The organism is Leclercia sp. UBA5958 (assembly GCF_002430365.1).
Taxonomy (GTDB): domain Bacteria; phylum Pseudomonadota; class Gammaproteobacteria; order Enterobacterales; family Enterobacteriaceae; genus Enterobacter; species Enterobacter pneumoniae.
In genome coordinates, this window is record NZ_DJCE01000007.1 from 575,890 (window position 1) to 600,595 (window position 24,706).

24 protein-coding genes and 2 pseudogenes are annotated in these 24,706 nt (G+C 54.5%); 16 read left to right on the forward strand and 10 right to left on the reverse strand.

Annotated elements, in window-relative coordinates; genetic code table 11:
* The first annotated feature begins 255 nt into the window (after nucleotides 1-255).
* Nucleotides 256-1,461 (forward strand): serine-type D-Ala-D-Ala carboxypeptidase, encoded by a 1,206-nt coding sequence (gene dacC / locus B2Q93_RS12150; protein ID WP_046886894.1) that lies wholly within the window; start codon nucleotides 256-258, stop codon nucleotides 1,459-1,461.
* 65 nt (nucleotides 1,462-1,526) lie between these two features.
* On the opposite strand, the gene deoR is transcribed toward dacC, so the two are convergent.
* From deoR to B2Q93_RS12165, 3 genes are all read right to left on the reverse strand, one after another.
* Nucleotides 1,527-2,285, reverse strand: coding sequence for a DNA-binding transcriptional repressor DeoR (deoR, locus tag B2Q93_RS12155; RefSeq protein WP_040076415.1), 759 nt, complete (start codon nucleotides 2,283-2,285; stop codon nucleotides 1,527-1,529).
* 65 nt (nucleotides 2,286-2,350) lie between these two features.
* Entirely contained in the window at nucleotides 2,351-2,959 is a 609-nt protein-coding gene (gene ybjG / locus B2Q93_RS12160; RefSeq protein WP_286808651.1) for an undecaprenyl-diphosphate phosphatase, read from the reverse strand.
* Nucleotides 2,960-2,966: 7 nt separating this feature from the next.
* Complete coding sequence (locus B2Q93_RS12165) at nucleotides 2,967-3,695, reverse strand: phosphatase PAP2 family protein (RefSeq protein WP_286933203.1); 729 nt, start codon at nucleotides 3,693-3,695, stop codon at nucleotides 2,967-2,969.
* A 166-nt stretch (nucleotides 3,696-3,861) separates the two neighbouring features.
* Between B2Q93_RS12165 and B2Q93_RS12170 the strand changes: the two genes are divergently transcribed.
* Nucleotides 3,862-5,097: an MFS transporter gene (locus B2Q93_RS12170; protein WP_046886892.1), complete on the forward strand. Its 1,236-nt coding sequence runs from the start codon at nucleotides 3,862-3,864 to the stop codon at nucleotides 5,095-5,097.
* A gap of 35 nt (nucleotides 5,098-5,132) precedes the next feature.
* Here B2Q93_RS12170 and B2Q93_RS12175 read toward each other — a convergent pair whose 3' ends face one another.
* Both B2Q93_RS12175 and B2Q93_RS12180 read right to left on the reverse strand, forming a co-directional pair.
* Nucleotides 5,133-5,945, reverse strand: coding sequence for a Cof-type HAD-IIB family hydrolase (locus tag B2Q93_RS12175; RefSeq protein WP_040076412.1), 813 nt, complete (start codon nucleotides 5,943-5,945; stop codon nucleotides 5,133-5,135).
* Nucleotides 5,945-7,153 carry an MFS transporter gene (locus B2Q93_RS12180; protein ID WP_040076411.1) on the reverse strand — a complete coding sequence of 403 codons (1,209 nt, stop codon included), beginning with the start codon at nucleotides 7,151-7,153 and terminating at the stop codon, nucleotides 5,945-5,947. The genes B2Q93_RS12175 and B2Q93_RS12180 overlap by 1 nt, the downstream gene beginning before the upstream one ends.
* An 81-nt stretch (nucleotides 7,154-7,234) precedes the next feature.
* Here B2Q93_RS12180 and B2Q93_RS12185 point away from each other — a divergent pair, with 81 nt between their 5' ends.
* The 7 genes from B2Q93_RS12185 to crtB all read left to right on the forward strand — a co-directional run bounded on the left by B2Q93_RS12185 (nucleotide 7,235) and on the right by crtB (nucleotide 14,372).
* On the forward strand, nucleotides 7,235-7,786 hold the full coding sequence (locus B2Q93_RS12185) for a TetR/AcrR family transcriptional regulator (RefSeq protein ID WP_207293317.1): 552 nt from the start codon (nucleotides 7,235-7,237) through the stop codon (nucleotides 7,784-7,786).
* Nucleotides 7,787-8,009: 223 nt separating this feature from the next.
* Nucleotides 8,010-8,588 carry a YrbL family protein gene (locus B2Q93_RS12190; RefSeq protein ID WP_046886889.1) on the forward strand — a complete coding sequence of 193 codons (579 nt, stop codon included), beginning with the start codon at nucleotides 8,010-8,012 and terminating at the stop codon, nucleotides 8,586-8,588.
* Between the two features lie 260 nt (nucleotides 8,589-8,848).
* Nucleotides 8,849-9,763: a polyprenyl synthetase family protein gene (locus tag B2Q93_RS12195; protein WP_207293318.1), complete on the forward strand. Its 915-nt coding sequence runs from the start codon at nucleotides 8,849-8,851 to the stop codon at nucleotides 9,761-9,763.
* Nucleotides 9,760-10,791, forward strand: coding sequence for a type 2 isopentenyl-diphosphate Delta-isomerase (fni, locus tag B2Q93_RS12200; protein WP_286933211.1), 1,032 nt, complete (start codon nucleotides 9,760-9,762; stop codon nucleotides 10,789-10,791). The genes B2Q93_RS12195 and fni overlap by 4 nt, the downstream gene beginning before the upstream one ends.
* Nucleotides 10,788-11,966 carry a lycopene beta-cyclase CrtY gene (gene crtY / locus B2Q93_RS12205; protein ID WP_286933214.1) on the forward strand — a complete coding sequence of 393 codons (1,179 nt, stop codon included), beginning with the start codon at nucleotides 10,788-10,790 and terminating at the stop codon, nucleotides 11,964-11,966. Before fni ends, crtY begins: the two co-directional genes overlap by 4 nt.
* The gene (locus B2Q93_RS12210) at nucleotides 11,959-13,437 is read left to right on the forward strand and encodes a phytoene desaturase (protein WP_286933217.1); all 1,479 of its coding nucleotides are present in this window, start codon (nucleotides 11,959-11,961) and stop codon (nucleotides 13,435-13,437) included. The genes crtY and B2Q93_RS12210 overlap by 8 nt, the downstream gene beginning before the upstream one ends.
* On the forward strand, nucleotides 13,434-14,372 hold the full coding sequence (gene crtB / locus B2Q93_RS12215) for a 15-cis-phytoene synthase CrtB (RefSeq protein WP_040076405.1): 939 nt from the start codon (nucleotides 13,434-13,436) through the stop codon (nucleotides 14,370-14,372). Before B2Q93_RS12210 ends, crtB begins: the two co-directional genes overlap by 4 nt.
* Here the strand turns inward: crtB and B2Q93_RS12220 are convergent.
* Nucleotides 14,299-14,847: a sterol desaturase family protein gene (locus tag B2Q93_RS12220; protein WP_286933220.1), complete on the reverse strand. Its 549-nt coding sequence runs from the start codon at nucleotides 14,845-14,847 to the stop codon at nucleotides 14,299-14,301. The genes crtB and B2Q93_RS12220 overlap by 74 nt on opposite strands.
* A gap of 159 nt (nucleotides 14,848-15,006) precedes the next feature.
* Nucleotides 15,007-15,579 carry a GIY-YIG nuclease family protein gene (locus B2Q93_RS12225; RefSeq protein WP_267936184.1) on the reverse strand — a complete coding sequence of 191 codons (573 nt, stop codon included), beginning with the start codon at nucleotides 15,577-15,579 and terminating at the stop codon, nucleotides 15,007-15,009.
* A gap of 228 nt (nucleotides 15,580-15,807) precedes the next feature.
* Here B2Q93_RS12225 and B2Q93_RS12230 point away from each other — a divergent pair.
* From B2Q93_RS12230 to B2Q93_RS12240, 3 genes and pseudogenes are all read left to right on the forward strand, one after another.
* Nucleotides 15,808-16,505, forward strand: a pseudogene (locus tag B2Q93_RS12230) (replication endonuclease); the annotation flags it as partial.
* Nucleotides 16,506-17,078: 573 nt separating this feature from the next.
* Nucleotides 17,079-18,092, forward strand: coding sequence for a hypothetical protein (locus tag B2Q93_RS12235; RefSeq protein ID WP_286933225.1), 1,014 nt, complete (start codon nucleotides 17,079-17,081; stop codon nucleotides 18,090-18,092).
* Nucleotides 18,089-18,415, forward strand: coding sequence for a hypothetical protein (locus tag B2Q93_RS12240; RefSeq protein ID WP_286933228.1), 327 nt, complete (start codon nucleotides 18,089-18,091; stop codon nucleotides 18,413-18,415). Before B2Q93_RS12235 ends, B2Q93_RS12240 begins: the two co-directional genes overlap by 4 nt.
* Nucleotides 18,416-18,477: 62 nt before the next feature.
* Here B2Q93_RS12240 and B2Q93_RS12245 read toward each other — a convergent pair.
* Together B2Q93_RS12245 and B2Q93_RS12250 are read right to left on the reverse strand one after the other, a co-directional pair.
* Nucleotides 18,478-19,285: pseudogene (locus B2Q93_RS12245) on the reverse strand (phage portal protein); the annotation flags it as partial.
* A gap of 362 nt (nucleotides 19,286-19,647) precedes the next feature.
* The gene (locus B2Q93_RS12250) at nucleotides 19,648-21,333 is read right to left on the reverse strand and encodes an aspartate:alanine antiporter (protein ID WP_040076401.1); all 1,686 of its coding nucleotides are present in this window, start codon (nucleotides 21,331-21,333) and stop codon (nucleotides 19,648-19,650) included.
* 278 nt (nucleotides 21,334-21,611) lie between these two features.
* Here B2Q93_RS12250 and B2Q93_RS12255 point away from each other — a divergent pair, with 278 nt between their 5' ends.
* Nucleotides 21,612-22,001, forward strand: a complete 390-nt coding sequence (locus tag B2Q93_RS12255; protein WP_040076400.1) for an inner membrane protein YbjM — start codon at nucleotides 21,612-21,614, stop codon at nucleotides 21,999-22,001.
* Between the two features lie 13 nt (nucleotides 22,002-22,014).
* Here B2Q93_RS12255 and B2Q93_RS12260 read toward each other — a convergent pair whose 3' ends face one another.
* Nucleotides 22,015-22,284, reverse strand: a complete 270-nt coding sequence (locus B2Q93_RS12260; RefSeq protein ID WP_040076399.1) for a GrxA family glutaredoxin — start codon at nucleotides 22,282-22,284, stop codon at nucleotides 22,015-22,017.
* A 183-nt stretch (nucleotides 22,285-22,467) separates the two neighbouring features.
* On the opposite strand from B2Q93_RS12260, the gene nfsA reads away from it, so the two are divergent.
* From nfsA to B2Q93_RS12275, 3 genes are all read left to right on the forward strand, one after another.
* Nucleotides 22,468-23,190, forward strand: coding sequence for an oxygen-insensitive NADPH nitroreductase (gene nfsA, locus B2Q93_RS12265; protein ID WP_046886879.1), 723 nt, complete (start codon nucleotides 22,468-22,470; stop codon nucleotides 23,188-23,190).
* Between the two features lie 72 nt (nucleotides 23,191-23,262).
* A complete protein-coding gene (rimK, locus tag B2Q93_RS12270) occupies nucleotides 23,263-24,165 on the forward strand; it encodes a 30S ribosomal protein S6--L-glutamate ligase (protein WP_046886878.1) in 903 nt (300 codons plus the stop codon).
* Nucleotides 24,166-24,226: 61 nt separating this feature from the next.
* On the forward strand, nucleotides 24,227-24,703 hold the full coding sequence (locus B2Q93_RS12275) for a YbjN domain-containing protein (RefSeq protein WP_286933233.1): 477 nt from the start codon (nucleotides 24,227-24,229) through the stop codon (nucleotides 24,701-24,703).
* Nucleotides 24,704-24,706: the final 3 nt, after the last annotated feature.

The following is a 24,706-nucleotide window of genomic DNA, read 5'->3' on the forward strand; positions in this document are numbered from 1 at the left end:
AATCACCCCTTTAAATGACAAACAACCGGCGGTTGCGATTCAATGTCCAGGGGGCATAGAGTGAGATAATCCAAACAATTACGCAACAAAAGAGAAAAAAATCGACAGCGTCAAAGCGTATCGGGGGGTTATTGCATAAACTTTAAAAACTTTACCAGGATTTGGTTTTATTGAACGCATTAGTACGTTATTACTCATCGTTTCTTGCGACGCGGTGACGTGGCGTGATTTTTGAATGGAAACTCGGGTGGCATTATGACGCGAAAAACAACTTCTCTGCGCAGTCTGGCGGCAGGCTCAGCGCTTCTTTTTCTTTTTGCACCTACGCTCTATGCAGCAGAACAGGCGGCACCGGAAGCCCCGCCGGTGGATGCACGCGCGTGGATCCTGATGGATTACGCCAGCGGCAAAGTGCTGGCAGAAGGGAATGCAGATGAAAAACTCGACCCGGCCAGCCTGACAAAAATCATGACCAGCTATGTCGTTGGTCAGGCGTTGAAAGCAGGAAAGATCAAGCTCACCGATATGGTCACCATTGGTAAAGACGCCTGGGCCACCGGTAACCCGGCGCTTCGCGGCTCGTCGGTCATGTTCCTGAAGCCGGGCGACCAGGTGGCGGTCTCGGACCTGAATAAAGGCGTCATTATCCAGTCGGGCAACGATGCCTGCATCGCGCTGGCGGATTACGTGGCGGGCAGCCAGGATTCGTTTATTGGTCTGATGAACGGCTATGCGCAAAAGCTCGGCTTAACCAATACCACCTTTAAAACCGTGCACGGCCTTGATGCCCCAGGGCAGTTCAGTACCGCCCGCGATATGGCGCTGCTGGGTAAGGCGCTGATTCACGACGTGCCGGAAGAGTATGCCATCCATAAAGAGAAAGAGTTTACCTTCAACAAGATCCGCCAGCCGAACCGCAACCGCCTGCTCTGGAGCAGCAATGTCAATGTCGACGGAATGAAAACCGGTACGACCGCCGGTGCTGGGTATAACCTGGTGGCCTCGGCAACGCAGGGGGATATGCGCCTGATCTCGGTGGTGCTGGGCACCAAAACCGACCGCATCCGCTTTAATGAATCGGAAAAACTGCTGACATGGGGCTTCCGCTTCTTCGAAACGGTCACCCCGATTAAGCCGGATGCGACGTTCGTTAGCCAGCGCGTCTGGTTCGGCGACAAAAGCGAAGTGAATCTCGGTGCCGGTGACGCCGGTTCGGTGACCATTCCACGTGGTCAGCTTAAAAATCTGAAAGCCAGCTTCACCCTGACCGATCCTCAGTTGACCGCCCCGCTGAAAAAGGGCCAGGTGGTGGGCACTATCGACTTCCAGCTGAACGGGAAATCTATCGAGCAGCGCCCGCTTATCGTGATGGAAGCGGTGGAAGAGGGCGGTTTCTTTAGCCGGATGTGGGATTTCGTCATGATGAAATTCCACCAGTGGTTTGGCAGCTGGTTCTCTTAAGCAAACGCAAACGGCAACCCGAAGGTTGCCGTTTTCATATCTACTGTTCTGAGATGGGCGAAAAATTAATACATCAGCTTAATCTGCTGCGCCTTCGCCAGCGCCACCATCTCATCGTCCGGACGGCAATTACTGACAATCACGTCAAATTGCCCTAAATCCCCCATCCGCGCCGGGCGTACTTTGCCAAATTTACTGTGGTCGGCCACCAGAACATGCTGTTGCGCCATACTCAGCGCCCAGTGTTTCACCGGTAACTCATCCAGATTGAAGCAGGTCGCCCCGTGACGGGGATGCAGGCCTGCCGCGGAGTAGAAGGCGATATCCGGACAGAGGTTGTTTAAGGTGTCATGCAGATTCAGCGGTTTGAAAATCGCATTACTGGCATGGAACTCGCCGCCGCAGAGAATCACCCGGCACGCCGGTTTTTCCTGAAGCGCGAGAAAAGTATTCAGCGAATAGCAGACCCCGGTAAAAGGCAGGGCGTTATCGATAGCGTCGATAATCCAGGGAGTGGTGGTACCGCAGTCAAAAAAGAGCGTCTGATGAGGCTGCACCAGGGTGGCGGCCAGCCGCGCCGCCTTGCGCTTCTCTTCTACCAGCCGGGTCTTCTGGTCACTCAGTAAATAGTGGCTGGCGCTGCGTGGCTCCAGCACGATATAGCCACCGAGAAGCACAACCGGACCGCTCTCACTATTAAGATCGCGCCGCACCGTCATCTCCGAGACGCCAAGCAGGGCGGCCGCCTCTTTCAGATGCAGTTTATCGCTGCGCTTGAGTGCGTTAATCAGTTGAGCCAGACGTTCTTCGCGACGTGTTTCCATAGGTCCTCGGCAGTTGGTAAGCCCCCGCTACGCTGGGGGCTCAAGTGTAACCTGCCGAACCAGGGTTAGTCACGTATCCAGCCTTTACGGATGGGGAGGGCGAAACAGATGCGGTACAGCTGAGAGAGGGCGCGATAAAGCGTCTCGCCAAAAAGGTTCCACAGGATCTGCGCGCTGAGGCAGCCCATCATCCCCACCATCAGTCCGCCGAGCATATCCAGCGGCCAGTGAACGCCGAGGTAGACGCGAGACCAGGCGATAGCGAGGGCCACCGCCATCAAGATGATTCCGGACCAGAGGCGATGCCAGAGGACGAAGGCCAGGGCAAAGGTGAAGATCACCGTGCCATGGTCGCTCGGGAAAGAGTCATCGGCGGCATGGTGCAGGAAGTTATAGCCAATATGATCAACGAACGGACGATCGTGCGGGAAGGTGTGGCCCAGCCCCCAGGAGGCCAGCAAGCTCACGCCCAGCGCCATCGCAATCTTGATGACCAGTTGACGCTGGGCACCTACCTGTTTGCGGGGTCCCCACAGCCAGAGAATGACCACCAACGCCGGGACGATATTAATTAAGTCTTTTGCCACAAAGGTGGCGAAGTCGATCATCCACGCCGGCGAAGTGGGGGTGGCATTGATCCAGTAAAACAGTCCATAGTTCAGATTTTCTAACATACCCTCGTCACTCTTTTGCAAACCAGCGGGTCATCAGCGCATAGGCTGCCAGCTGGGAAAACCAAACCCACCAACCCGCCCACAGGTTGTGTGAGAAAAAATGTGCGCCACGCATCACCTGGCCGTACCCCATCACCAGCCCGAGCACCACCCCGAGTGCCATCATTCCCCAGGCGAGGCGGGGGCGATCGTGCCAGAAGGCAAAAAACAGCCCCATCACCATAAAGCCGCTCGACGAATGGCCGCCGGGGAAGCAGCGCCCGGGGCCGCTGTTCAACGGCGTGGTGCCAAATAGCGGAAACGAGACGGCATCACCGCCGTACTCCACCAGATCCCAGGGGCAGCTATGATGGCTAACCGCTTTCAGCGTGCCCACTACCAGCGTGCCCAGCCCCATCAGCAGCGCCCCGACGACCAGCTGCGGATTACGTCTCCAGACCCCGTAGAGCAGCGTGACTGCCGCCAGGATGATGGTGAGATATTTCGCAAGCCGATGGTTAAGCACATCCAGCAAGACATTCTGCTTGAGCGGAAAGGTGTGCAACGCGGCGTCGTACCAGTAACCGGTCAGTAGCCTGTCCAGGGTTTCATCCCGGCCTAACCAGCTAAAAAGCGCGGCCAGAATCAGTAGCGCAATAAGCTGATAACCATAAAAACGGTTCGGCAAGGGGTAAAGTCTTTTTGTCTTAGTTGTCTTTAACTTAGACAATTCTGAAGCCGGGGTAATCTGTGTCATAATAAAGGTCAATGACGGAAAAACCTCAAGCATACGGATGCCAACTTAAGGAAACCTTAAACGACAGCGAAATGTGCGCAATTTCGGCTGCGTCTGGTTAATTTGCTACCGCTGGGGCGGCCATTTCATTACACTCAGCGCGATTTTTATCTAAGAAAGAGACTCCATGTTAAACCGTTCTTCTTCCGGCAACCGTCTGGGTCGTCAGGCGTTGCTGTTTCCTCTGTGTCTGGTGCTGTACGAATTTTCGACCTATATCGGCAACGATATGATCCAGCCGGGTATGCTGGCGGTCGTCGAGCAGTACAACGCGGGGATTGAGTGGGTACCCACGTCCATGACCGCCTATCTGGCCGGCGGGATGTTTTTGCAGTGGCTGCTGGGGCCGCTGTCGGATCGCATTGGCCGCCGCCCGGTGATGCTCACCGGGGTGGTCTGGTTTATTGTTACCTGTCTCGCCATCCTGCTGGCGCAGAACATTGAGCAGTTTACTTTCCTGCGTTTCTTGCAGGGGGTAAGCCTCTGCTTTATCGGTGCCGTGGGCTATGCCGCAATTCAGGAGTCGTTTGAGGAGGCGGTCTGTATCAAGATCACCGCGCTGATGGCGAACGTCGCGCTGATTGCGCCGCTGCTCGGTCCGCTGGTGGGCGCCGCCTGGGTCCACGTGGCGCCCTGGGAAGGGATGTTTATTCTGTTTGCGTTGCTGGCGGCCATCTCATTCTTTGGCCTCTGGAAAGCCATGCCCGAAACGGCGACCCGGCTGGGTGAGACGCTTTCCATGCGGGAGCTGGGACGCGACTATAAAGCGGTGATGAAAAATGTGCGCTTCGTGGCGGGGGCGCTGGCGACCGGCTTTGTTAGCCTGCCGCTGCTGGCGTGGATTGCCCAATCGCCGGTGATTATCATCAGCGGCGAGCAGCTCAGCAGCTATGAGTATGGTCTGCTGCAGGTGCCGATCTTTGGCGCGTTGATTATCGGCAACCTGGTGCTGGCGCGGCTCACCTCGCGTCGTACCGTGCGTTCTCTCATCATTATGGGGGGATGGCCAATTACGCTGGGCCTGCTGCTGGCCGCAGTGGCAACGGTCGTTTCTTCGCACGCTTACCTGTGGATGACCGCCGGGCTAAGCCTCTATGCGTTCGGTATTGGCCTGGCCAACGCCGGGCTGGTACGTCTGACCCTCTTCGCCAGCGACATGAGCAAGGGTACCGTCTCGGCGGCGATGGGAATGTTACAGATGCTGATCTTTACGGTGGGAATCGAGGTGAGCAAGCACGCGTTCAGCTTCGGTGGCAATGGTCTGTTCAGCCTCTTCAATCTGGCAAACGGTCTGCTGTGGCTGGTCCTGATGGTGATATTCCTGAAAGATAAACGGGTCGGAAACGCGCTGCAGCCCGATTAACCAGCAGGCCGGGCGATGGCCCGGCCTGTCAGTAGTTAATTAAACGGCGCTTCGCGTTTTAACACTTTATCAATCACCTGCAGCACACCCTCTTCGTTGTTGTGCGGCGCTTCAAAGCGGGCTACCGCTTTGATGTGATCCCCGGCGTTAGCCATCGCAAAACCAAATCCCGCCTGTTTGAGCATCTCGACGTCATTCCCGCTATCGCCAAACGCCACCACTTCATGATCTTCAATGCCCCACAGCGCCTGCAGCAGGCGCAGGCCATTGGCTTTATGCACGCCGGGAATAATCAGGTCGATGCTGCCGTTGCCGGTATGAACGGGCACCATGATGTCGCCCAGTTCGTCGTGGATCAGCGCCTGAATGCGTGGGATCTCTTCATCCGACACATTGAGGCCAAACTTGAAGAAAATATCGTTGAAGTTATCGAAATTCTCTACCTTTTCCAGGCGATGATAATATTTTGCCGCAATCTCGTGAAAGGCATCGCCATAGTGTTTTAGGGTGTAGGCGCTGTTCTTACCGCAGGCGATCACCTCTATTCCCGGCAGGGTGCAGAGATAGCGTGAGACGGTGGCGAAGTGCGATTGCGTCAATTCGCCGTTAAACACATCCTCTCCGGCATTCACTACCCAGCCGCCGTTTTCGGCGACAAAAGCGATCTCATGGGCAATCTCCGGGAAGAAAGAGATGAGCTGGTAATACTGATTGCCGCTGGCAACCACAAAACGTATTCCCTGTTCCTTCATTTGCGCGTACTGCTGCAAAAAGCGCTCGCGATTGTACTGCTTGCTATCGCTTAAAAAGGTGCCATCCATATCCACTGCAATCAGTTTGATGCTCATTATCCATTCTCCGTGGCAGATTCTGCCTGAGGCGCCGGTTTTGCCACCGCTCGCGCCACCAGCGCAGCAATAATCACTAACCCTAACACGACCAGCATTGCACTACGTAACCCGTAATGCTCGCCCAGGAATCCTAACAGCGGCGGGCCTACCAGGAACGCAAGGTAGCCGGTTGTCGCCACTACGCTGACGCGGGTTGGCGCATCCGGACCGGTATCGCTGGCCGCCGAGATAGTGAGCGGGAATCCCAGCGAGGCGCCCAGTCCCCAGAGGATCACCGAGACGCCGGCTACCCAGTCCACATCTACAAAGATAATCAGCGCGATGCCCAGGCCACCCAGCAGGGCGCTGGCGCGCACTACGCTGACGCGGCTGTAACGGTCGATGAACCAGCCGCCGGTGAAGCGTCCTACGGTCATACCCAGCGTAAACCCGGCATAAATCAGCGAGCCGGAGGTAGGGCTAAAGCCGTGGCCGTCCACCATCAACAGCGGCAGCCAGTCGTTGGCGGAACCCTCGGCAAAGGCCATGGCCAGCACCACGACGCCAATCAACATCAGTTGAATATCGCGATAGAAGGGCAGCCCTTTTTCGCCCCCGCTGGCCTCTTCGCCGGCGTTTTTTCCGGTGCCGTCAGGAATGGCGGTAATGCCAAGCAGGATCGGCGCGATACAGACCAGCGCTGCAAAAAGGATGTGCAGATTTGCGGCCACGCCAGAGGCGGTGAGTGCCATGCCCACCCCTGCGCCCGCCAGGGTACCGAGACTGTAAAAGCCGTGCATCATAGGCAATACCGTTTTGCCCATCTCGCGCTCGACCGCCGCTCCTTCGACGTTGATGGCCACTTCCGCCGCCCCGAAGCTGCCGCCGAAGACGGTAAGTCCCAGGGCAAACATCAGCGGTGACGTGAACCAGAGCGCCGTGCTGAGGATCACCATTCCTACCACTGCGCAGCACATGGTCGTGCGAATCACTTGTCGCGTACCAAAACGCTTTACCAGCCAGGCAGAGCAGAGAATGCCGCTCATCGAACCGACGGAGAGGCCAAACAAGACGATCCCCATCTCTGCCGTCGATACCGATAAAATATCGCGGATAGCGGGGGTACGCGTGGCCCACGAGGCCATGAGCAGCCCGGGAATAAAGAAGAACATAAAGAGCGCCCACATACGGCGCTGCAGAACTCTGCGAGGCGAAATGGCAGTCATGTTTTGTTCACCAGAGGGAGATTACTGACGACAACAGTAGCAAGCTTGTGTACATTTGTACACAAACTGGCAGAGGGTAAAATGAGCAGACGACCAAACGATCCGCAGCGCAGGGAGCGTATTCTTCAGGCGACGCTGGACACCATCGCCGAACACGGTATTCATGCCGTTACCCATCGTAAAATTGCCAGCTGCGCAGGCGTGCCGCTGGGTTCGATGACCTACTATTTTGCGGGCAAAGATGCGCTGCTCGAAGAGGCATTTACCTGGTTTACCCAGCAACAGATGTCCGTGCAGTACCGTGACTTCTTCGCTGGCGTCACCGGGCCCGAGATGGCGTGCGAGGCGATCACCACCCTGATATACAGTTCCCAGGTCACCACACCGCACAATATGGAGCTGATGTACCAGCTCTATGCGTTTATGAATCGCAGCGCTCCGCTAAAAAGCGTCATGCAGGACTGGATGAAAACCAGCCAGACGACGCTTGAGCAGTGGTTCGACCCGGTCACTGCCCGGGGGCTGGATGCCTTTATCGAAGGGATGACGTTGCACTTCGTAACGGACAGAAAACCGCTCACGCGGGAGGAGTTGCGTGCCATGGTGGGGAGAATTGCGGGAGAGGGGGGCTAAACGGGGCCCGCCACGCTAATATTGAAATAACACCCTAAATAAAAATAAATAACGCAGTGTGTTACTCGTCCTCTATTTTGCGCGTCTGACGGATATATCCACGGACGCCCGCCCTCTTAATTTGCATATTTGTGCGACTCTGGTGTCAGGATAATAATGACCCAGCCCTCGTTTAACATTTGTTTAGAAAGCAGAGGCGATCATTATTCATATAAGGAGAAATATGATGATGAACCTGCATAAAACAATTGGACGTGGCCGACACCGCATTTGCTATCAACATCCGCAGGATAGTAGTAAGTGCATTAAAATTCTCTACAATCCGGACGACGGCGGAGTAAAAGAGGTACGCCGCGAGGTTGGCTACTACCGCAAGCGCTTAACGCAAATTCAGCACAGCCGCGCGATCCCTGATTTTCATGGTAAAGTGGAAACGGCGCTTGGCGAAGGGTACGTTTTTGATCTGATAAGAGATTATGACGGCGAAATATCCAAAACGCTGGGGCACTACATTAAAAACGATTTACTGAGCGCCGAGGAAATTGACAACCTCCTCTATGAACTGCGCAATGATTTAATTGCCCATCGCATCGCGACCATGAACCTGAAGGATTATAATATCCTCTATCGCCGTACCTCAGAAAAAGACGGCTACCTGGTGGTCATCGATAATATTGGCGAATCTGAATTTATCCCGGTTGCTTCGTTATTTAGCAGCCTGCATCGCCGCAAAATTGACAGAATTTTCGCGCGTTTTATGGATACGCTCCCTCTGGCACCCGCCTGTGCTTCGCGATCCTGATCACTGATGCCGGCATGTCCCTCCTGCCGGCAGCGTTTTTTGTTCGCTCTAAATCTATACAAATGTAAATTCTTGTGTAATTTTAGGTTGTCCATACCTGTTAATCCATTGATTTAAAATATCAAATTTCGCTACCCATAATTCTTTTTCGTTCGCTAAAAACAAAACGCAAAAGGATGCGCTACGCTTTCTACATCCTCCCCGGGATCCGTTTACCCATCTTCTGCGGAGCTCGCCATAACAATAACGGGAAAGCGACTATGACTCTCAGCCATGAAGATGATGCAAAGATACTTCTGTCTGCGTTTGAACAACGCCTCGAGCAGCTTCTCCCTGCCGGTGAACAGGTAGGGCAGGTCTATGCGGCAATGCGCGATGCAACGCTTATAGCCGGCAAGCGGATGCGTCCGTTATTGCTGGTGTTGGCCGCCACAGACATGGGGTGCAAACGCGAGCAGCCGGGCCTACTGGATCTGGCCTGTGCCATCGAAATGGTCCATGTTGCCTCGCTTATCCTGGATGATATGCCCTGCATGGATAATGCGCAGATGCGCCGTGGGCGGCCGACCATTCACTGTCAGTATGGCGAAAACGTCGCCATACTTTCTGCGGTCGCGCTCCTGAGTCACGCCTTTAACGTTATCTCACGCGCGCCCGCGCTCACGCATGAGGCGAAAGCCCGCGCCATTGCCGAACTCTCTATGTCCGTCGGGCATATGGGGCTGGTGCAGGGGCAATTTCGCGATCTCAACGAAGCCCGGCAGGCGCAAAATGTGGATGAGATCCTGCTGACCAACGAGCTAAAGACCAGCAGCCTGTTTAACGCAACGTTGCAGCTGGCGGCGATTGCGGCCCAGGCTCCGCCTGCGGTTAATGAGCGGCTACGTTTTTTTGCCCGCGATCTGGGGCAAGCATTTCAGCTGATTGACGATCTTACTGACGGCTCCAATACCACCGGTAAAGATCCCCATCAGGATGAGGATAAATCCACGCTGGTGGCGGTCCTTGGCGCCCAGACCGTTTTTCAGCGTCTGCTTGAGCATGTCAACAGCGCCGACCAACACCTGGCGACAGCCTGTCAGCACGGAAGTGCCGCCCGCCGCTATATTCGTGCATGGTTTGATAAACAGTTGTCGCACATCAGCCAGAGCCTTTCCCTTTCGGAGTGTCAATGACCAGTCTGTCGCAACGGAAAAGCGATCATCTCGATATCGTCCTCAGGAATGCCGCAGGTGTCAGGAAATGCACCAGCGGCTTTGAACGCTGGCGGTTTGAACACTGCGCCCTGCCAGAGCTGCACCTTGATGAGGTTGATCTTTCAACCTCCCTGTTTGGCCGAACCCTGCAGGCACCGCTGCTCATCAGCTCCATGACCGGGGGCACGCAGCGGGCGACTTTGATTAATCAAAACCTGGCCAGGGCTGCCCAGACGCTGGGGCTGGCAATGGGGGTGGGATCGCAGCGCGTAGCGCTTGAAAGCCCCGCAACCCAGGGGTTGACCCGTTCCCTCCGGGATGCGGCACCGGATATTGTCCTGCTGGCGAATCTGGGCGCGGCGCAAATTGCCGGTCCTCAGGGACGCGATTTCGCGCAGCGCGCGGTAGAGACGCTGGCGGCTGACGCACTGATCATCCATCTCAACCCTCTGCAGGAGGCCTTGCAGCACGGCGGTGACCGCAACTGGTCCGGCGTGCTTAATGCCATTCAGCAGACGGTAGAAGCGCTGCCGGTACCGGTGGTGGTGAAAGAGGTGGGCAATGGTTTATCGGTGCCGGTTGCGCGCCAGCTGGCAGAGGCGGGGGTCGCCATGCTCGATGTGGCCGGTGCCGGCGGAACCAGCTGGGCCGCCGTAGAGGGTGAACGCGCCATCTCGGCGCACGACCGTGCGGTGGCCATGGCTTTCACCGACTGGGGGATTCCTACTGCGGTGGCCTTAAAAGATCTACATCAGGCGCTGCCGGAGATGCCGCTCATCGCCTCGGGCGGTATTGCCAACGGCGTGGAGGCGGCGAAGGCGCTCTGCCTGGGGGCCAGCCTGGTCGGACAGGCGGCTGGCGTTCTGCAAAGCGCGCTGATCTCCAGCGATGCGGTCATCGCCCATTTTGAGACCATGATTGCCCAGCTTCGGGTTGCCTGCTTCTGTACGGGCAGCGACAGCCTGGCGGCGCTTCGCAAGGCCACCCTGGTAGCCGGGACCCCATGACAACACGCCAATGGGATCTGATTCTGGCGGGAGGCGGGCTGGCCAACGGGCTGATCGCCTGGCATCTATCGCAACGTCGTCCTGAACTTCGCGTCCTGATGCTTGAAGCGCAGACGCGCCCTGGCGGGAATCATACCTGGTCCTTTCACCAGGACGATCTGACCCCTGACCAGCACCGCTGGCTGGCTCCGCTCGTCAGTTACCGCTGGCCGGGTTACGACGTCCGTTTTCCGGCGCTGACGCGTACGCTGCCAAGCGACTATCTCACGCTCACCTCAGACCATTTTGCCGATGTGCTCAGCCAGGATCTGGGCGACAGCCTGCAAACCGGGGTGAGCATCGCCTCCCTCACGCCGACGAGCGTTACGCTGACGGACGGTACCTTACTGGAGGCCGCGGCGGTGATTGATGGCAGAGGCTATCAGCCAGAGGCCCATTTACGTACCGGCAGCCAGTCTTTTCTCGGCCAGCAGTGGCGGCTCAAGAAGCCGCACGGCCTGACGCGCCCGATCCTGATGGATGCGACGGTCGACCAGCAGGGCGGATATCGCTTCGTCTATACCCTCCCATTTTCGGCCACTGAGCTTTTGATCGAAGACACCCACTATATTGATGATGCCCGGCTTGAGAGCGTCGATGCGCGGCAACATATCGCTGACTATGCCCGCCAGCAGGGCTGGCAGTTAGAGACGCTGGTGCGCGAGGAGCAGGGGCATCTGCCGATTATGCTCTCAGGGGATGTTCACGCTTTTTGGCGGGCACGTGAGGGACAGCCCTGCAGCGGCCTGCGGGCGGGGCTTTTTCATGCCACCACCGGCTACTCCCTGCCGCACGCCGTTACCCTTGCCGAAGCCGTTGCCGACGCGAAGGATATCAACGCACAAGCCTTGTCCCGGCTGATTCACCGATATGCCCTGCGCCAGTGGCGCGCTCAACGTTTTTTCCGCGTCCTCAACCGCATGCTTTTTCTGGCGGGAGAGGCGGATAACCGCTGGCGGGTGATGCAGCGATTTTACGCCCTGAATGAGGGGCTGATAGGCCGTTTTTACGCCGGGCAGCTTACGCCCGGTGATAAAGCACGAATACTGGCAGGCAAACCGCCTGTTCCGGTCGGCGAAGCGATGCTCGCCATTTTGCAACTTACTCCCCGGCTGCGAGCCTTTTATCATGACTAAAACTATTATTATCGGCGCCGGATTCGGCGGCTTAGCGCTCGCCATCCGGCTACAGGCGCAAGGGATTGACACGCTGCTGCTGGAGCAGCGCGATAAGCCTGGCGGGCGTGCTTACGTCTACCATGAAAAGGGGTTTACGTTTGACGCAGGGCCGACGGTGATCACCGATCCCAGCGCTATTGAAGCGCTCTTTACCCTCGCCGGAAAGCGGATGGAAGATTACGTCGAGCTGCTGCCGGTCACTCCGTTCTACCGCCTGTGCTGGGAGACGGGGGAGGTATTTGATTATGACAACGTCCAGGACAAACTGGAGGCGCAAATCGCGCGCTTCAATCCGCGCGACGTCGAAGGCTACCGCAAATTTCACGCCTACTCGCGGGAGGTCTTTAAAGAGGGGTATCTGAAGCTCGGCACCGTTCCTTTTTTATCATTCCGCGATATGCTGCGGGCCGGCCCCCAGTTAACCCGCCTGCAGGCCTGGCGCAGCGTTTACAGCATGGTCTCCCGCTTCATTGAGAACGAACAGCTTCGCCAGGCATTCTCCTTCCACTCGCTGCTGGTAGGGGGAAATCCCTTCGCCACCTCCTCAATTTATACCCTTATTCATGCCCTGGAGCGGGAGTGGGGAGTCTGGTTTGCCCGTGGCGGCACGGGGGCGTTGGTACAGGGGCTGGTGAAGCTCTATCAGGATCTTGGGGGCGAGATAAGGCTGAACGCCGAGGTGACCCGGCTGATTGCCGACAACAACCGCATCCGCGCCGTTGAGCTAAAGAACGGGGAAACTATCCAGACCGCGGCGGTGGCGTCTAACGCCGACGTGGTGCACACCTACGAAAAGCTGCTCGGCCATCATCCTGCCGGCGCGGCGCGTGCGGCCTCCCTGAAGCGTAAGCGGATGAGCAACTCGCTGTTTGTGCTCTATTTTGGTCTCAATAAGCAGCACGATCTGGCGCACCATACCGTCTGCTTTGGCCCGCGCTATAAAGCCCTGATCGATGATATTTTCAATAAAAACACCCTGGCAGAGGACTTTTCGCTCTATCTGCATGCCCCCTGTGTGACCGACCCTTCCCTGGCGCCGCCCGGCTGCGGCAGTTATTACGTGCTGGCGCCGGTGCCCCATCTGGGTACTGCCGATCTCGACTGGAATACTGAGGGGCCGCGCCTGCGCGACAGGATCTTTGACTATCTTGAAAAGCACTACATGCCGGGCCTGCGTAGCCAACTGGTGACCCATCGCATCTTTACCCCCTTTGATTTTCGTGACCAACTGGGCGCACACCTCGGTTCGGCCTTCTCCATTGAGCCCATACTGCGCCAGAGCGCGTGGTTCAGGCCGCACAATCGCGACAGCAAAATCGAGAACCTTTATCTGGTGGGCGCAGGTACCCACCCGGGCGCGGGAATTCCGGGAGTGATCGGTTCGGCAAAAGCGACCGCGGGGCTGATGCTGGAGGCGCTTTCCGGATGAATAACACCCTGATGGAGCACGCTGACCAGACTATCGCCGTCGGCTCGAAAAGCTTTGCCACCGCGGCGAAACTGTTCGATGCCCCCACCCGACGCGGCGTGCTGATGCTCTACGCCTGGTGTCGTCATTGCGATGATGTGATAGACGGGCAGGCGCTGGGGTTCAATATTGAGACCCCGGAAGCGACGCCGGCGGAGCAGCGCCTGGAGACGCTCAAAAGCGAAACCCGCCGTGCCTGGGAAGGGGCCGTGATGACGGAGCCGGCCTTTGCTGCTTTTCAGGAGGTGGCGCTGGGCCACAATATCCCCTTGCCGCTGGCACTGGCCCACCTTGAGGGTTTTGCCATGGACGTGCGCGAAACCCGCTACGAAACCTTCGAGGATACGCTGCTCTATTGCTACCGGGTCGCGGGGGTGGTGGGGTTGATGATGGCAAGGATCATGGGGGTGCGCGACGAAGCGGTGCTCGATCGCGCCTGTGATTTGGGTCTGGCATTTCAGCTAACGAATATAGCCCGGGATATCGTTGAAGATGCCCGCGTGGGCCGCTGTTATCTTCCTGCCCGTTGGCTGGCGGAGGTAGGCCTTACACCGGAGCAGGTCGCCGACCCTGGAAAGCGTCAGCAGGTTGCCCGCCTGGCACAGCGACTGGTGGCCGAGGCCGAGCCTTATTATGCGTCAGCCCGGGCGGGGCTGGCCGGTCTGCCTTTGCGCTCGGCGTGGGCGATTGCCTCCGCGCACGGCGTTTACCGGGAGATTGGCGTAAAGGTCAGCGCAGCAGGAGAGCAGGCCTGGGATAAACGCCAGGGCACCAACGCCCTGGAGAAATCCGCATTGTTGATGAAAGGCGCCGCCCTGGCGCTCACTTCTCGTTTCGGCTCTCAGGCGCCGCGACCGGCTGGTCTGTGGCAGCGTCCGCTTTTGGCGAGCGCGTAGCCTGCGCATCGGCCTTACGCTGACGTAAGGTCGCCTGCAACTTCTCCACCGGCGGGGCATAGAGAAAGCCAAAGGAGACGCAGCCCTCTTTTCCCCGCACCGCATGGTGCAGGCGATGGGCCAGGTAGAGTCGCTTCAGATAACCACGGCGCGGTATATAGCGGAACGGCCAGCGCTGGTGCACCAGCCCGTCATGGACCATAAAGTACAGCGCGCCGTAGAGCGTCATGCCTGCGCCAATCCACTGTAGCGGCCACATCCCCCAGGTTCCCCATGCAATTAAGCCAATCGCTAACAGCGCAAAGACGACGGCATAGAGGTCGTTGACCTCAAACCAGCCCGTGCGGGGTTCGTGGTGAGAGAGATGCCATCCCCATCCCCAGCCGTGCATGATGTACTTATGCGCAAGCGCCGCGATGAGCTCCATGGCGGCAACGGTTAAGAGTACGATCAAGGTGTTGTAAAGCGCGAGCATGCTTGCTCCTGTTTATAAGTCCTGGTGATTAAGCGTAACACCTAATTGCGGGAGTGGAGGGGGAGAGGAGAGATTTGTTGGGGGATTTTGGGGGATAAAAAGCAATTGGTCCCGGCAGCGGGATTTATCATTAAATCATCCCTCAAAGGCATCCCGTACTTACAAGACTTGCTGTACGGCCTTGGCTACTTTGCTCCGGCTAAAACCTGTTTCATCAGCGATCTCCATCAGCTTTGCCTCTGCCATTGCTCTGCTGCGCATTGCAGAAAGGACCGTTTTAAAAGGGTGTTTATTACCCTGGATATTCAATGGAAGAGAGACAGTGGCAATCAACGTTTCCTCCAGTACCCAGGGTTCTTCGTGGGGTATCCAGCATACCTTCGCATTCTCTTCCATCCACAGATCGAGCCACTGCTCACCCAGGTGAGTAAATGTTGTTCTCGTGCCAGATCCTACCCGGCGGAGCGGAAAATGACTCTCCTTCGCAAGCAACACCCCCAGAGTACGTCTGAGCGTTGAACCTTCAGCATTGCCACTGTAATGCGTCTTGATGCGAGTTTTGAGGTTGGCACGGCTGTTAGGTTTACCTTTTTTATCTGGGGAGATTCCCACATAGAGCAGGGTGTAACCTTCGTGAGTTAGACAGCCTTCAGTCGGTACGCATGGAGGGATTTCTTTAAACCACCAAAAATAGACGCCATTTACCGCGGGAACGGGCGTCGGTCGGCTCATAACTTCCGTTCTGCTGAACGTTTTATCAGGATAAAAAGGTAACACTGATATTCTCCGTGCTGATTGATTCCTGATATTTTACAGAATTATCGATTGATGTTGTTTGATTCGCGCGAGGATTGGTATGAGTTTAAACATCACGACACAGCACGTTGATACCTGGAAGAAACGTATCCAACGGGATGGATTGAAAGGGTCGACATATTTTGTCAGCAGGGAGGGACAGTATGGGTTAGCGCATCAGCCGATCATCAGGCCATCTGTCAGCGTGTATTAGGGAAAGATTCTGGAACCAGTTCGTTGGCAAGTTACCTACGTTGGGCATCCCTGCACCGCGTTCAGCTGTTTCGTTTCTTAAGCATTCCGGGCTGCCACGCATACCGTGAGTTGCGCCAGCTGGCAGAGCGCAGCGTGATAAAAAAGCAGGTGCGCTGGTTCTAATAAATACGCGACTGGATGTCGTGCTGGCTGCCACTGATGCGGGCTGCTTTTCCACTTACCTCATGAAGCAGGGCGGCCTTCTAGTTCCTCGCAAACATAACCTTAATCGAGCAGCTTACGAGCTAACAACGAGCCGGGCACCTACGGCGATCACGGCATCCGTAGCTATGGCATATGGTCCACGATTATTGAGGGCCGGATCTGCACGCACGCGATGAAGTGGAAGATGGTTCGTAAGGCCGTTGACGTTCAGGAGGCGACAGTCGACCAGGGCGCTCGCGCCCCTGGACTTGTGGCAATAACTGTCCCCTGTTGAAAAAACTTACTATACAGGGGGCGAACTACCGGGCAGCGAAGAACCTGCAGCGCTGCCGGACTTCGAAAGCATGAGCAAAAAGGAACTGCGCGAACTGACGGCAAGGCTGCGGCTGTTTTGCCGGAACCAGCGCCTACAGGAGGATGACAAATGGCGACAGTGGAACTGACTGTTCAGAGAAATAGCATAATTATTTATCAGAGAATTAGCTGAAATAAATAACTATCTCAGCTTTAAAATCATATGAAGAACTGTATATATAATTAGTCGATTAGAAGGGAGTTGTGAACGATTTGTTTATGGAGTCACTTGCACTGCAGCGGAGAGAACTTATGGCCCGGTTGGTTGCCAGCTACAGATTGTAGCGATGATGACAAAACGGTTACGATTTCATGACTGTCGGAGCTGATAAGCTATCTGGTTATCAGGCTGAATGACTATGGAGTAGGGCAGGGTGAGAGTAAGCATTAGTGATTTTGCACCGTGGGAAATTCCCTCCCGTACGGCATTCAACGGCATGACGATGCTGTGCATGTCTATGAAGCATGGATTCGCATGATCCAATAAGGATCACCATGGGTCGGTGCCGTCAGAACTGGCGCGCTTTCCGGCCTGTCATACAGCGCATGAAAACCACTTCATAAAGCGGGCAGGCGTGGCGGGGATACGATTGCGCGCTAAGGCCGAAAATGTTATTTTTAATTTACTTTGGATATAAATTAAATTGACAAAGGCTGGTCAAGTGAACTTGCTAACTGATTTAGGAAAACGTATCGAACGTTTGCTTTATTTGAGTATTTTTATAATGGCAGTTTGTTGGGGGTTTAATTATTTTGCCCAGACTGTTCTTTATACTCAAAAACTGAATCCTAATGGCTATGATGCCTTGATTAATGGGCTTGACGAAAATATTGACTATCTAAATGGTTTATTTTCTAATAAAAACGAAGCGTTGGATGATCCACTGGAGTTATTGCGATTAAATAAGGTCAGGGAAAAACTGGGTCTGGAAAGAAAAGAATCTAAGAAGCCCGTAAAACGTATGTCTTATGAGAATCAATTATCCATTATTGCTCAGGGTGCAGTTCGTATTAGTGGGATTGATTATGATGTTTTAATGGGGCAAATAGATTCTCGAATCAGCCCTTCTGATAATATTAAAAAATTACAGGAGCAGCGTAGTAAAATTAATGATATGTCAATAAACGTTTGGGGTATAGAATCTCCCAGTAAATTGCTATTATCTTATGGTGATTCTAAATATAAGGTTGCAAATAACCTCATAACGACAATTTTATTATATCTCACCCCATTGTTAATTATTGTTTGGCTTAGCTCTTTTTATATGACAAGAAATAGAGAGGCGAGTTTAATTAGAGATGCTAGTGATTATCGGATAACATACCCTCATATTCTTAATTTATTTTTTGTAACAAGCATTGACATGTCAAGAGAAAGTTGGGAGCTGCGTTTTGTTAATGCGAAAAATAAAAAAATAACTGACCAGTGGCTGTGTAGGCTATACACTCTTGTAAGAGTTATTATAATTGCCGTTCTGCTCTCTTTAATTTTCTATCCCTACGTTAGTGGCCTAAAGGCCATGTGTTCTGTTTCAAATTATAATGCTTATTTCATGTATGCTATCCATATTGTAAGCGTTATTATAATGCTGATTTTTTCTTTATCTTTATTGTTCGTCGAGATTACGTTTACTAATAAGATTTTTTCTGGGCGATTGGGTGGGGTCAAAATATGAAAAAAATCACACTTCTTTTGCTGAGTATCTTATTTGTGGGAGAGGCTAATGCTTATCCTACTTATGGGATCTCAGAATGTCGATATTGGATTGACGCTGAAAAGGGATCAGATAAGGACTCATTAGGCCTAAAAGTTTTATCCTTGAAGTCTTGGGTTTCAGGCTATATTTCAGGTATGAATACGGCACTCAAAATTGACGTTGCGAATGGAGCCGATGTTGTCACGACATATGACTATATAATTTATTATTGTTCTAAGCATAAAGAAGGGACATCATTTGATGCAATCGCTGATATGATAGATAAACTGTCAATTAAATAGATTGTGGGAGTATCCAATACTCCCACTTTAATTCATTATTCTTTATGTTTGATTAATTCAATTCATATTTTGAGAGATTTAATAATCTCTTCGCCTAACCATGTGTTAATTTCATTTATTATTTTTTTGAAGAGGTAATAGTTCATTCCTAACAATAACATTTGCCGCCTTCTCCACATCCCCAAATCCCCTAACATTACTCGGCATAATCCCCATCATCTGAGGCGGTACCCGGTGAGCCGCCATCATGTCATCCCGGCTCACGTTCTTGATGTTCAGAAACTCATCTTTTGCGGCCACTTCTGACAGCGGGATGATCTGAATGCCGTCCTTTTTGCCGTTAGGCGAGTACATAAACAGATTGCGGAAGTTACCCGACCCTTTGGCGCTTTTCATCGCATGGCGGATGTTGTTCACGTCCTCCTGGTTCTGCGCGGCATCGGTCTTATACATCATGAACCCCGCATGGTTGCCGTTGATGTAATACTTGCGGCGGAACAGGGTAGCGGACTCGTTCAGCAGGGCAGAAGGGATGGCGGACAGGTATTCCGGCAGGCCGTAAATCTCCAGGGTCAGCTCCGACACCATCAGGTGAAAGATGCTGCCTGTGGTGAACTCATACGGCTGCGTGGTCATGCCTTACTTAACAAACCAGTAAGTATCCAGATCCACACCGCGTCGGGTGTATTTAGCCAGCGATGGCTCCAGCGACAGAATACCGCCGAGCCGGTTGGTACGCTTCTCCAGATAGGCGTTACCGAACACCAGATAGTCCGGCACAAACCGGCTGAATGCCTGCTGGCGCAGCATCGGATGCGGGATTAAGGCGTTTGTAAGAATGTTGCGTTTGGCCGCGATCGGTATGCTGTTTGTTAGACGTTCCGCAAACAAAAACCAGGGCCTCACCACTACGACCGAAAAGGTCGCAGGAACAATTAGCTTACTGGTATTAATACGAGGCTGATGGATTTTATTGCCTCTTTTCGCCATCACTAAAGCGCTGCCGTCGCCTGGTCGCCAAGCGTGAAAATGTGGTTTCGTAAATGGTTGATTCAGAAGTTCATGAATTTCACCCAACAAAAAACCCATCAACCTTGAACCAAAACGGCGGGGTTGATGGGCTCCACAAATTGGGGACATCAAAGAAAAGCAGTGGCAATAGTTATGACTGACGTCTGGAGGAAAAGTTCTGTGCAAAGCGAAAATATTTTCATCTTTACGCAAATTTTCCGTTAGCCCAGTCCCGGCCAGATAATGATGATTAAGGTCCCCGCCAGCGTTAACAGGACGTTAGCGATAGCATAGGTGCCCGCGTAGCCCAGCGCTGGAATGTTGCTGCGGGCGGTATCGCTGATAATCTCCATTGCCGGGGCGCAGGTGCGTGCCCCCATCAGCGCGCCGAACAACAGGGCGCGGTTCATGCGCAGCACCCACACGCCGAAGAGGAAGCTTAATACTACCGGCACCAGACTGACGATAAGGCCTGCGCCCAGCATCTGCCAGCCGACAGACCCCAGGCTGTGGCCAATGCCGCTGCCCGCGCTCAGGCCCACACCGGCCATAAACACCATCAGACCAAACTCTTTCACCATATTCAGCGCACCCTGTGGGATATAGCCAAACGTCGGGTGGTTCGCACGTAAAAAGCCGAGCATGATCCCGGCAAACAGCAGGCCAGCGGCATTGCCGATGCCAAAACTAAAGTTGCTGAACTGGAAAGTGATCATCCCAATCATCAGGCCAACGATAAAGAAGGCGCAAAACGCCAGCAGGTCGGTCACCTGGCTGTGAATAGAGATAAAGCCCACGCGGTCAGCCACGGTTTTAACGCGGCGCGCGTCACCGCTCACCTGTAACACATCGCCTTTGTTCAGCACCACGTTGTCATCGATCGGCATCTCGATCTGGCTGCGGATCACCCGGTTCAGGAAACAGCCGTGATCGGTCAGCTTAAGCTGCGACAGACGGCGACCAACGGCGTTGTGGTTTTTCACTACGATCTCTTCGGTCACAATACGCATGTCCAGCAGATCGCGGTCAAACACCTCTTTACCGTTACGGAAGCTCGGATCAAGGCGGGCATGGGCATCCGGGTAGCCGACCAGGGCGATATCGTCCCCCATCTGCAATACCGCGTCCCCATCGGGGTTCGCCAGAATGCCGTTACGCCGAATACGCTCGATATAGCAGCCGGTCTGACGATAAATGCCCAGCTCGCGCAGGTTCTTACCGTCGGCCCAGGCGACCAGCTCTGGCCCTACGCGATAGGCGCGGATGACTGGCAGATAAACTTTGCGTTTACTGTCCGTATCCAGACCACGCTCACGCGCAATCTGCTGCGCGCTGGTCTGTAAGTCCTGATGCTGTAATTTAGGCAGGTAGCGGGCGCCGACGATCAAACTCACCAGGCCAATCAGGTAGGTGAGGGCATAGCCCAGGCTGAGGTGATCCAGGGCAAGAGAGAGCTGGGCATTATCCAGGCCGAGATGACGTAGCGTATCCCCCGCGCCTACCAGTACCGGCGTGGAGGTCATCGAACCCGCAAGCATGCCCGCGGTTAACCCGATATCCCAGCCAAACAGCTTCCCTAAGCCCAGCGCGATCAGCAGGGCACTGCCGACCATGACCAGCGCGAGCATCAGATAATTCTTACCGTCGCGAAAGAAAATAGAAAAAAAGTTGGGTCCGGCTTCCACGCCAACACAAAAAATAAACAGCATAAACCCGAGATTCAGGGCGTCGGTGTTAATGCTGAAATGTTGTTGGCCTAATAATAAAGAGACCACTAAAACGCCAATGGAATTACCAAGTTGTACTGAACCGAGGCGTAATTTCCCGAGGCAAAGACCCAGCGCCAGTACGACAAATAATAACAGGATGTAATTCCCGTTTAACAAATCTGCGACGTTTATATTCACGGAGGATAACTTCTTGTTTACCAGTAAGTGGTTGAATAGATGGGGTATTTAGGCTACTGTTTCTGCTATCAGAAGAGAGGCTAACAACGCCTTTTTTCGCAACATAATATATCCCAAACAATAATATCAGACCATTAGTTTAATCGTTACGGTGCACTGCCTCCGACAACGGTTAGGCAACCATGCAGCGTGTTTTGGCAAGGAATGCCGCATATCGTATCAAATTGGGCGTCCGGGGGACGATAAATTTATTTGAATGAAGAGAGGCAGGGGGTTGTTTGGATATTAAACGTCACTGGCCAGGAGTTGCTCGCTGTTTTTTACTGTACACGGCAGTCTGTCTCTGCCTGACATTAAATGTAAAAGGGGCATTTCTTGCTGGCAGGCATCCTGAGTTAGGGCTGCTGTTCTTTATCATACCCGGTGCCGTTGCCAGTGCGCTTACGCGCAGCGGAGAGGTGGTGAAGCCGTTGCTGGGGGCGACGCTGGCGGCGCCGTTCTGCCTGCTGGTGATGCGTCTGTTTACTGTCTCTGGGCGCTCCTTCTTTCAGGAGCTGGCGTGGTTGTTAAGCGGCGTCTTCTGGTTTGCTCTCGGCGCGCTGGTCGTTATGTTTGTGCGGCGGGCGCTCATCCATCCGCGTCGCAAAATAAAAACGCCCTCAAAGTGAGGGCGCTTTAACATTACTGAGCGGCAAACAGGCCCAGATTCTCTTTGGCGTAGGCTTCAAAATCGGTAAAGCCGCCAATGTGGGTCTGGTCGAGGAAGATTTGCGGCACGGTTTCAACCGGTTTACCCACGGTCTTTTCCAGATCCGCTTTGGTAATACCTTCCGCGTGGATATCAACATAACGGTAGTTGAAATCGTCACGCTCGGCGGTCAGTTTCTCTGCCAGCTCTTTAGCACGTACACAGTACGGGCAGCCCGGACGTCCAAAAATAACTGCAAACATGGTTCTCTCCTGAATTGAAAGCCTGACGGCGAATAACGCTATATTGCCGATAACTTACGGTAATAGAAAGCAGGTTTCGCCTGTTGCATTGATATCTTCAGGCTATGTTTCGCCAATTACAGCGCCAGATTCTTTGCCTATACTGGCTCCATTGCTGTTTTTAGCCAGGAGAAGAGAGACATTATGACCCCGACGATTGACCTGTTACGCGCTCACCGTTCCATTCGCCATTTTACCGACCAGCCCATTACTGATGCTCAGCGCGACGCAATCATTGCCGGGGCGCAGGGGGCCTCCAGCTCCAGTTTTCTGCAATGCACCTCAATAATCCGCGTTACCGATCCGGCGATGCGTGAACAGCTGGTCGGCCTGACGGGCGGGCAGAAGCATGTGGCCCAGGCGGCGGAGTTCTGGGTCTTTTGCGCCGATTTTAACCGCCATCTGCAGATCTGCCCGGACGCGCAGCTCGGTCTGGCGGAGCAACTGCTGTTAGGCGTGGTGGATACGGCGATGCTGGCGCAGAACGCGCTTACGGCGGCGGAGTCACTTGGGCTGGGTGGCGTCTACATCGGCGGCATTCGCAACAGTATCGAGGCGGTAACGGAGCTGTTAGCGCTGCCCAAACATGTGTTGCCGCTGTTTGGCCTGTGCCTGGGCTGGCCGGCAGACAACCCGGATGTGAAGCCGCGCCTGCCCGCCGCGCTGGTGGTGCATGAGAATCACTACCAGCCGGTCGATAAAGCGATTCTGGCCCAGTACGACGACGAGCTGGCCCACTACTATATGACGCGCGGCAGTAATAACCGTCGCGACACCTGGAGTGACCATATCCAGCGCACCATCATTAAAGAGAATCGTCCGTTCATCCTCGATTATTTGCACAAACAGGGCTGGGCAACGCGATAACCCCATTTTTCCTGCGCCAGCCTGCGTGTATGATACGCAGGCTTTTACCAGATCATGTCTGAGAGGTGCAGGGTGAAAATTGCCATATTGTCCCGGGATGGAACGCTCTATTCGTGTAAACGCCTGCGTGAAGCGGCGGCAAAACGCGGCCATCTGGTGGAAGTTCTCGATCCGCTGTCCTGTTATATGAATATCAGCCCGGCGGCATCCTCCATTCACTACAAAGGGCGCCAACTGCCGCACTTTGACGCGGTGATCCCCCGCATTGGCTCGGCCATCACCTTTTACGGTACCGCCGCGCTGCGTCAGTTTGAGCTACTGGGTAGCTATCCGCTCAATGAGTCTGTCGCCATTACCCGCGCCCGGGATAAACTTCGGTCCCTGCAGCTGCTTGCCCGTCAGGGAATCGATCTGCCCGTGACGGGCATTGCCCACTCCCCGGATGATACCAGCGACCTGATCGACATGGTCGGCGGCGCGCCGCTGGTGGTGAAGCTGGTTGAAGGCACGCAGGGCATCGGCGTGGTGCTGGCCGAGACCCGCCAGGCCGCAGAGAGCGTTATCGACGCCTTTCGCGGCCTGAATGCCCACATCCTGGTGCAGGAGTATATCGAAGAGGCCAAAGGCCGCGATATCCGCTGCCTGGTGGTGGGTGATGAAGTGGTGGCCGCCATTGAACGCCAGGCCAAAGAGGGCGATTTTCGCTCTAATCTGCACCGGGGTGGCGTCGCCAGGGTAGCCAATATCACCCTGCGTGAGCGGGAGATCGCGTTGAAAGCCGCCCATACGCTGGGGCTTGATATTGCGGGGGTGGATATTCTCCGCGCCAACCGCGGTCCGCTGGTGATGGAAGTGAACGCATCGCCAGGGCTTGAGGGGATCGAAAAAACCACCGGCGTGGATATTGCCGGTAAAATGATCGCCTGGATCGAACGTCAGGCAACGCCTGGCTTCTGCCTGAAAACGGGCGGATAAATAGATTGCCGCGCACATATTGCGTAAGCTATGCGAATTACAGTTAAGAGGCTCAACCTTTATGGAAACTCTCGTCGTACCCACGTTGGATACGCTACGTCAATGGCTCGACGATATGGGCATCAGCTTTTTTGAATGCGATACCTGTCAGGCATTACACATTCCCCACATGCAGAATTTTGATGGCGTGTTTGATGCCAAGCTCGATCTGATTAACGATGTGGTGCTGTTTTCTGCCCTCGCCGAGGTCAAACCCTCGGCGCTGCTGGCGCTGGCATCCGATCTCTCGGCCATCAACGCCAGCTCGTTGACGGTGAAAGCCTTCCTCGATATTCAGGACGATAACCTGCCGAAGCTGGTCGTGTGCCAGTCTTTATGCGTGGGGGCCGGTGTGACCTATCAGCAGTTCGCCGGGTTCTTACGCCAGAGCGAAGAGCAAATTTCGATGGTGATGATGGAAGCCAGCGCACACCACCTGCTCTATAACGCGGAAGAAGAACCAGAGAATAACGATTCATCCTCCCATTTTCTGCACTAACCT

Coding starts and splice junctions, on each gene's coding strand:
- dacC (WP_046886894.1), top strand. CDS start 256: ATGACGCGAAAAACAACTTCTCTGCGCAGTCTGGCGGCAGGCTCAGCG.
- deoR (WP_040076415.1), bottom strand. CDS start 2,285: ATGGAAACACGTCGCGAAGAACGTCTGGCTCAACTGATTAACGCACTC.
- ybjG (WP_286808651.1), bottom strand. CDS start 2,959: ATGTTAGAAAATCTGAACTATGGACTGTTTTACTGGATCAATGCCACC.
- B2Q93_RS12165 (WP_286933203.1), bottom strand. CDS start 3,695: ATGACACAGATTACCCCGGCTTCAGAATTGTCTAAGTTAAAGACAACT.
- B2Q93_RS12170 (WP_046886892.1), top strand. CDS start 3,862: ATGTTAAACCGTTCTTCTTCCGGCAACCGTCTGGGTCGTCAGGCGTTG.
- B2Q93_RS12175 (WP_040076412.1), bottom strand. CDS start 5,945: ATGAGCATCAAACTGATTGCAGTGGATATGGATGGCACCTTTTTAAGC.
- B2Q93_RS12180 (WP_040076411.1), bottom strand. CDS start 7,153: ATGACTGCCATTTCGCCTCGCAGAGTTCTGCAGCGCCGTATGTGGGCG.
- B2Q93_RS12185 (WP_207293317.1), top strand. CDS start 7,235: ATGAGCAGACGACCAAACGATCCGCAGCGCAGGGAGCGTATTCTTCAG.
- B2Q93_RS12190 (WP_046886889.1), top strand. CDS start 8,010: ATGATGATGAACCTGCATAAAACAATTGGACGTGGCCGACACCGCATT.
- B2Q93_RS12195 (WP_207293318.1), top strand. CDS start 8,849: ATGACTCTCAGCCATGAAGATGATGCAAAGATACTTCTGTCTGCGTTT.
- fni (WP_286933211.1), top strand. CDS start 9,760: ATGACCAGTCTGTCGCAACGGAAAAGCGATCATCTCGATATCGTCCTC.
- crtY (WP_286933214.1), top strand. CDS start 10,788: ATGACAACACGCCAATGGGATCTGATTCTGGCGGGAGGCGGGCTGGCC.
- B2Q93_RS12210 (WP_286933217.1), top strand. CDS start 11,959: ATGACTAAAACTATTATTATCGGCGCCGGATTCGGCGGCTTAGCGCTC.
- crtB (WP_040076405.1), top strand. CDS start 13,434: ATGAATAACACCCTGATGGAGCACGCTGACCAGACTATCGCCGTCGGC.
- B2Q93_RS12220 (WP_286933220.1), bottom strand. CDS start 14,847: ATGCTCGCGCTTTACAACACCTTGATCGTACTCTTAACCGTTGCCGCC.
- B2Q93_RS12225 (WP_267936184.1), bottom strand. CDS start 15,579: ATGAGCCGACCGACGCCCGTTCCCGCGGTAAATGGCGTCTATTTTTGG.
- B2Q93_RS12240 (WP_286933228.1), top strand. CDS start 18,089: ATGAAAAAAATCACACTTCTTTTGCTGAGTATCTTATTTGTGGGAGAG.
- B2Q93_RS12260 (WP_040076399.1), bottom strand. CDS start 22,284: ATGTTTGCAGTTATTTTTGGACGTCCGGGCTGCCCGTACTGTGTACGT.
- nfsA (WP_046886879.1), top strand. CDS start 22,468: ATGACCCCGACGATTGACCTGTTACGCGCTCACCGTTCCATTCGCCAT.
- B2Q93_RS12275 (WP_286933233.1), top strand. CDS start 24,227: ATGGAAACTCTCGTCGTACCCACGTTGGATACGCTACGTCAATGGCTC.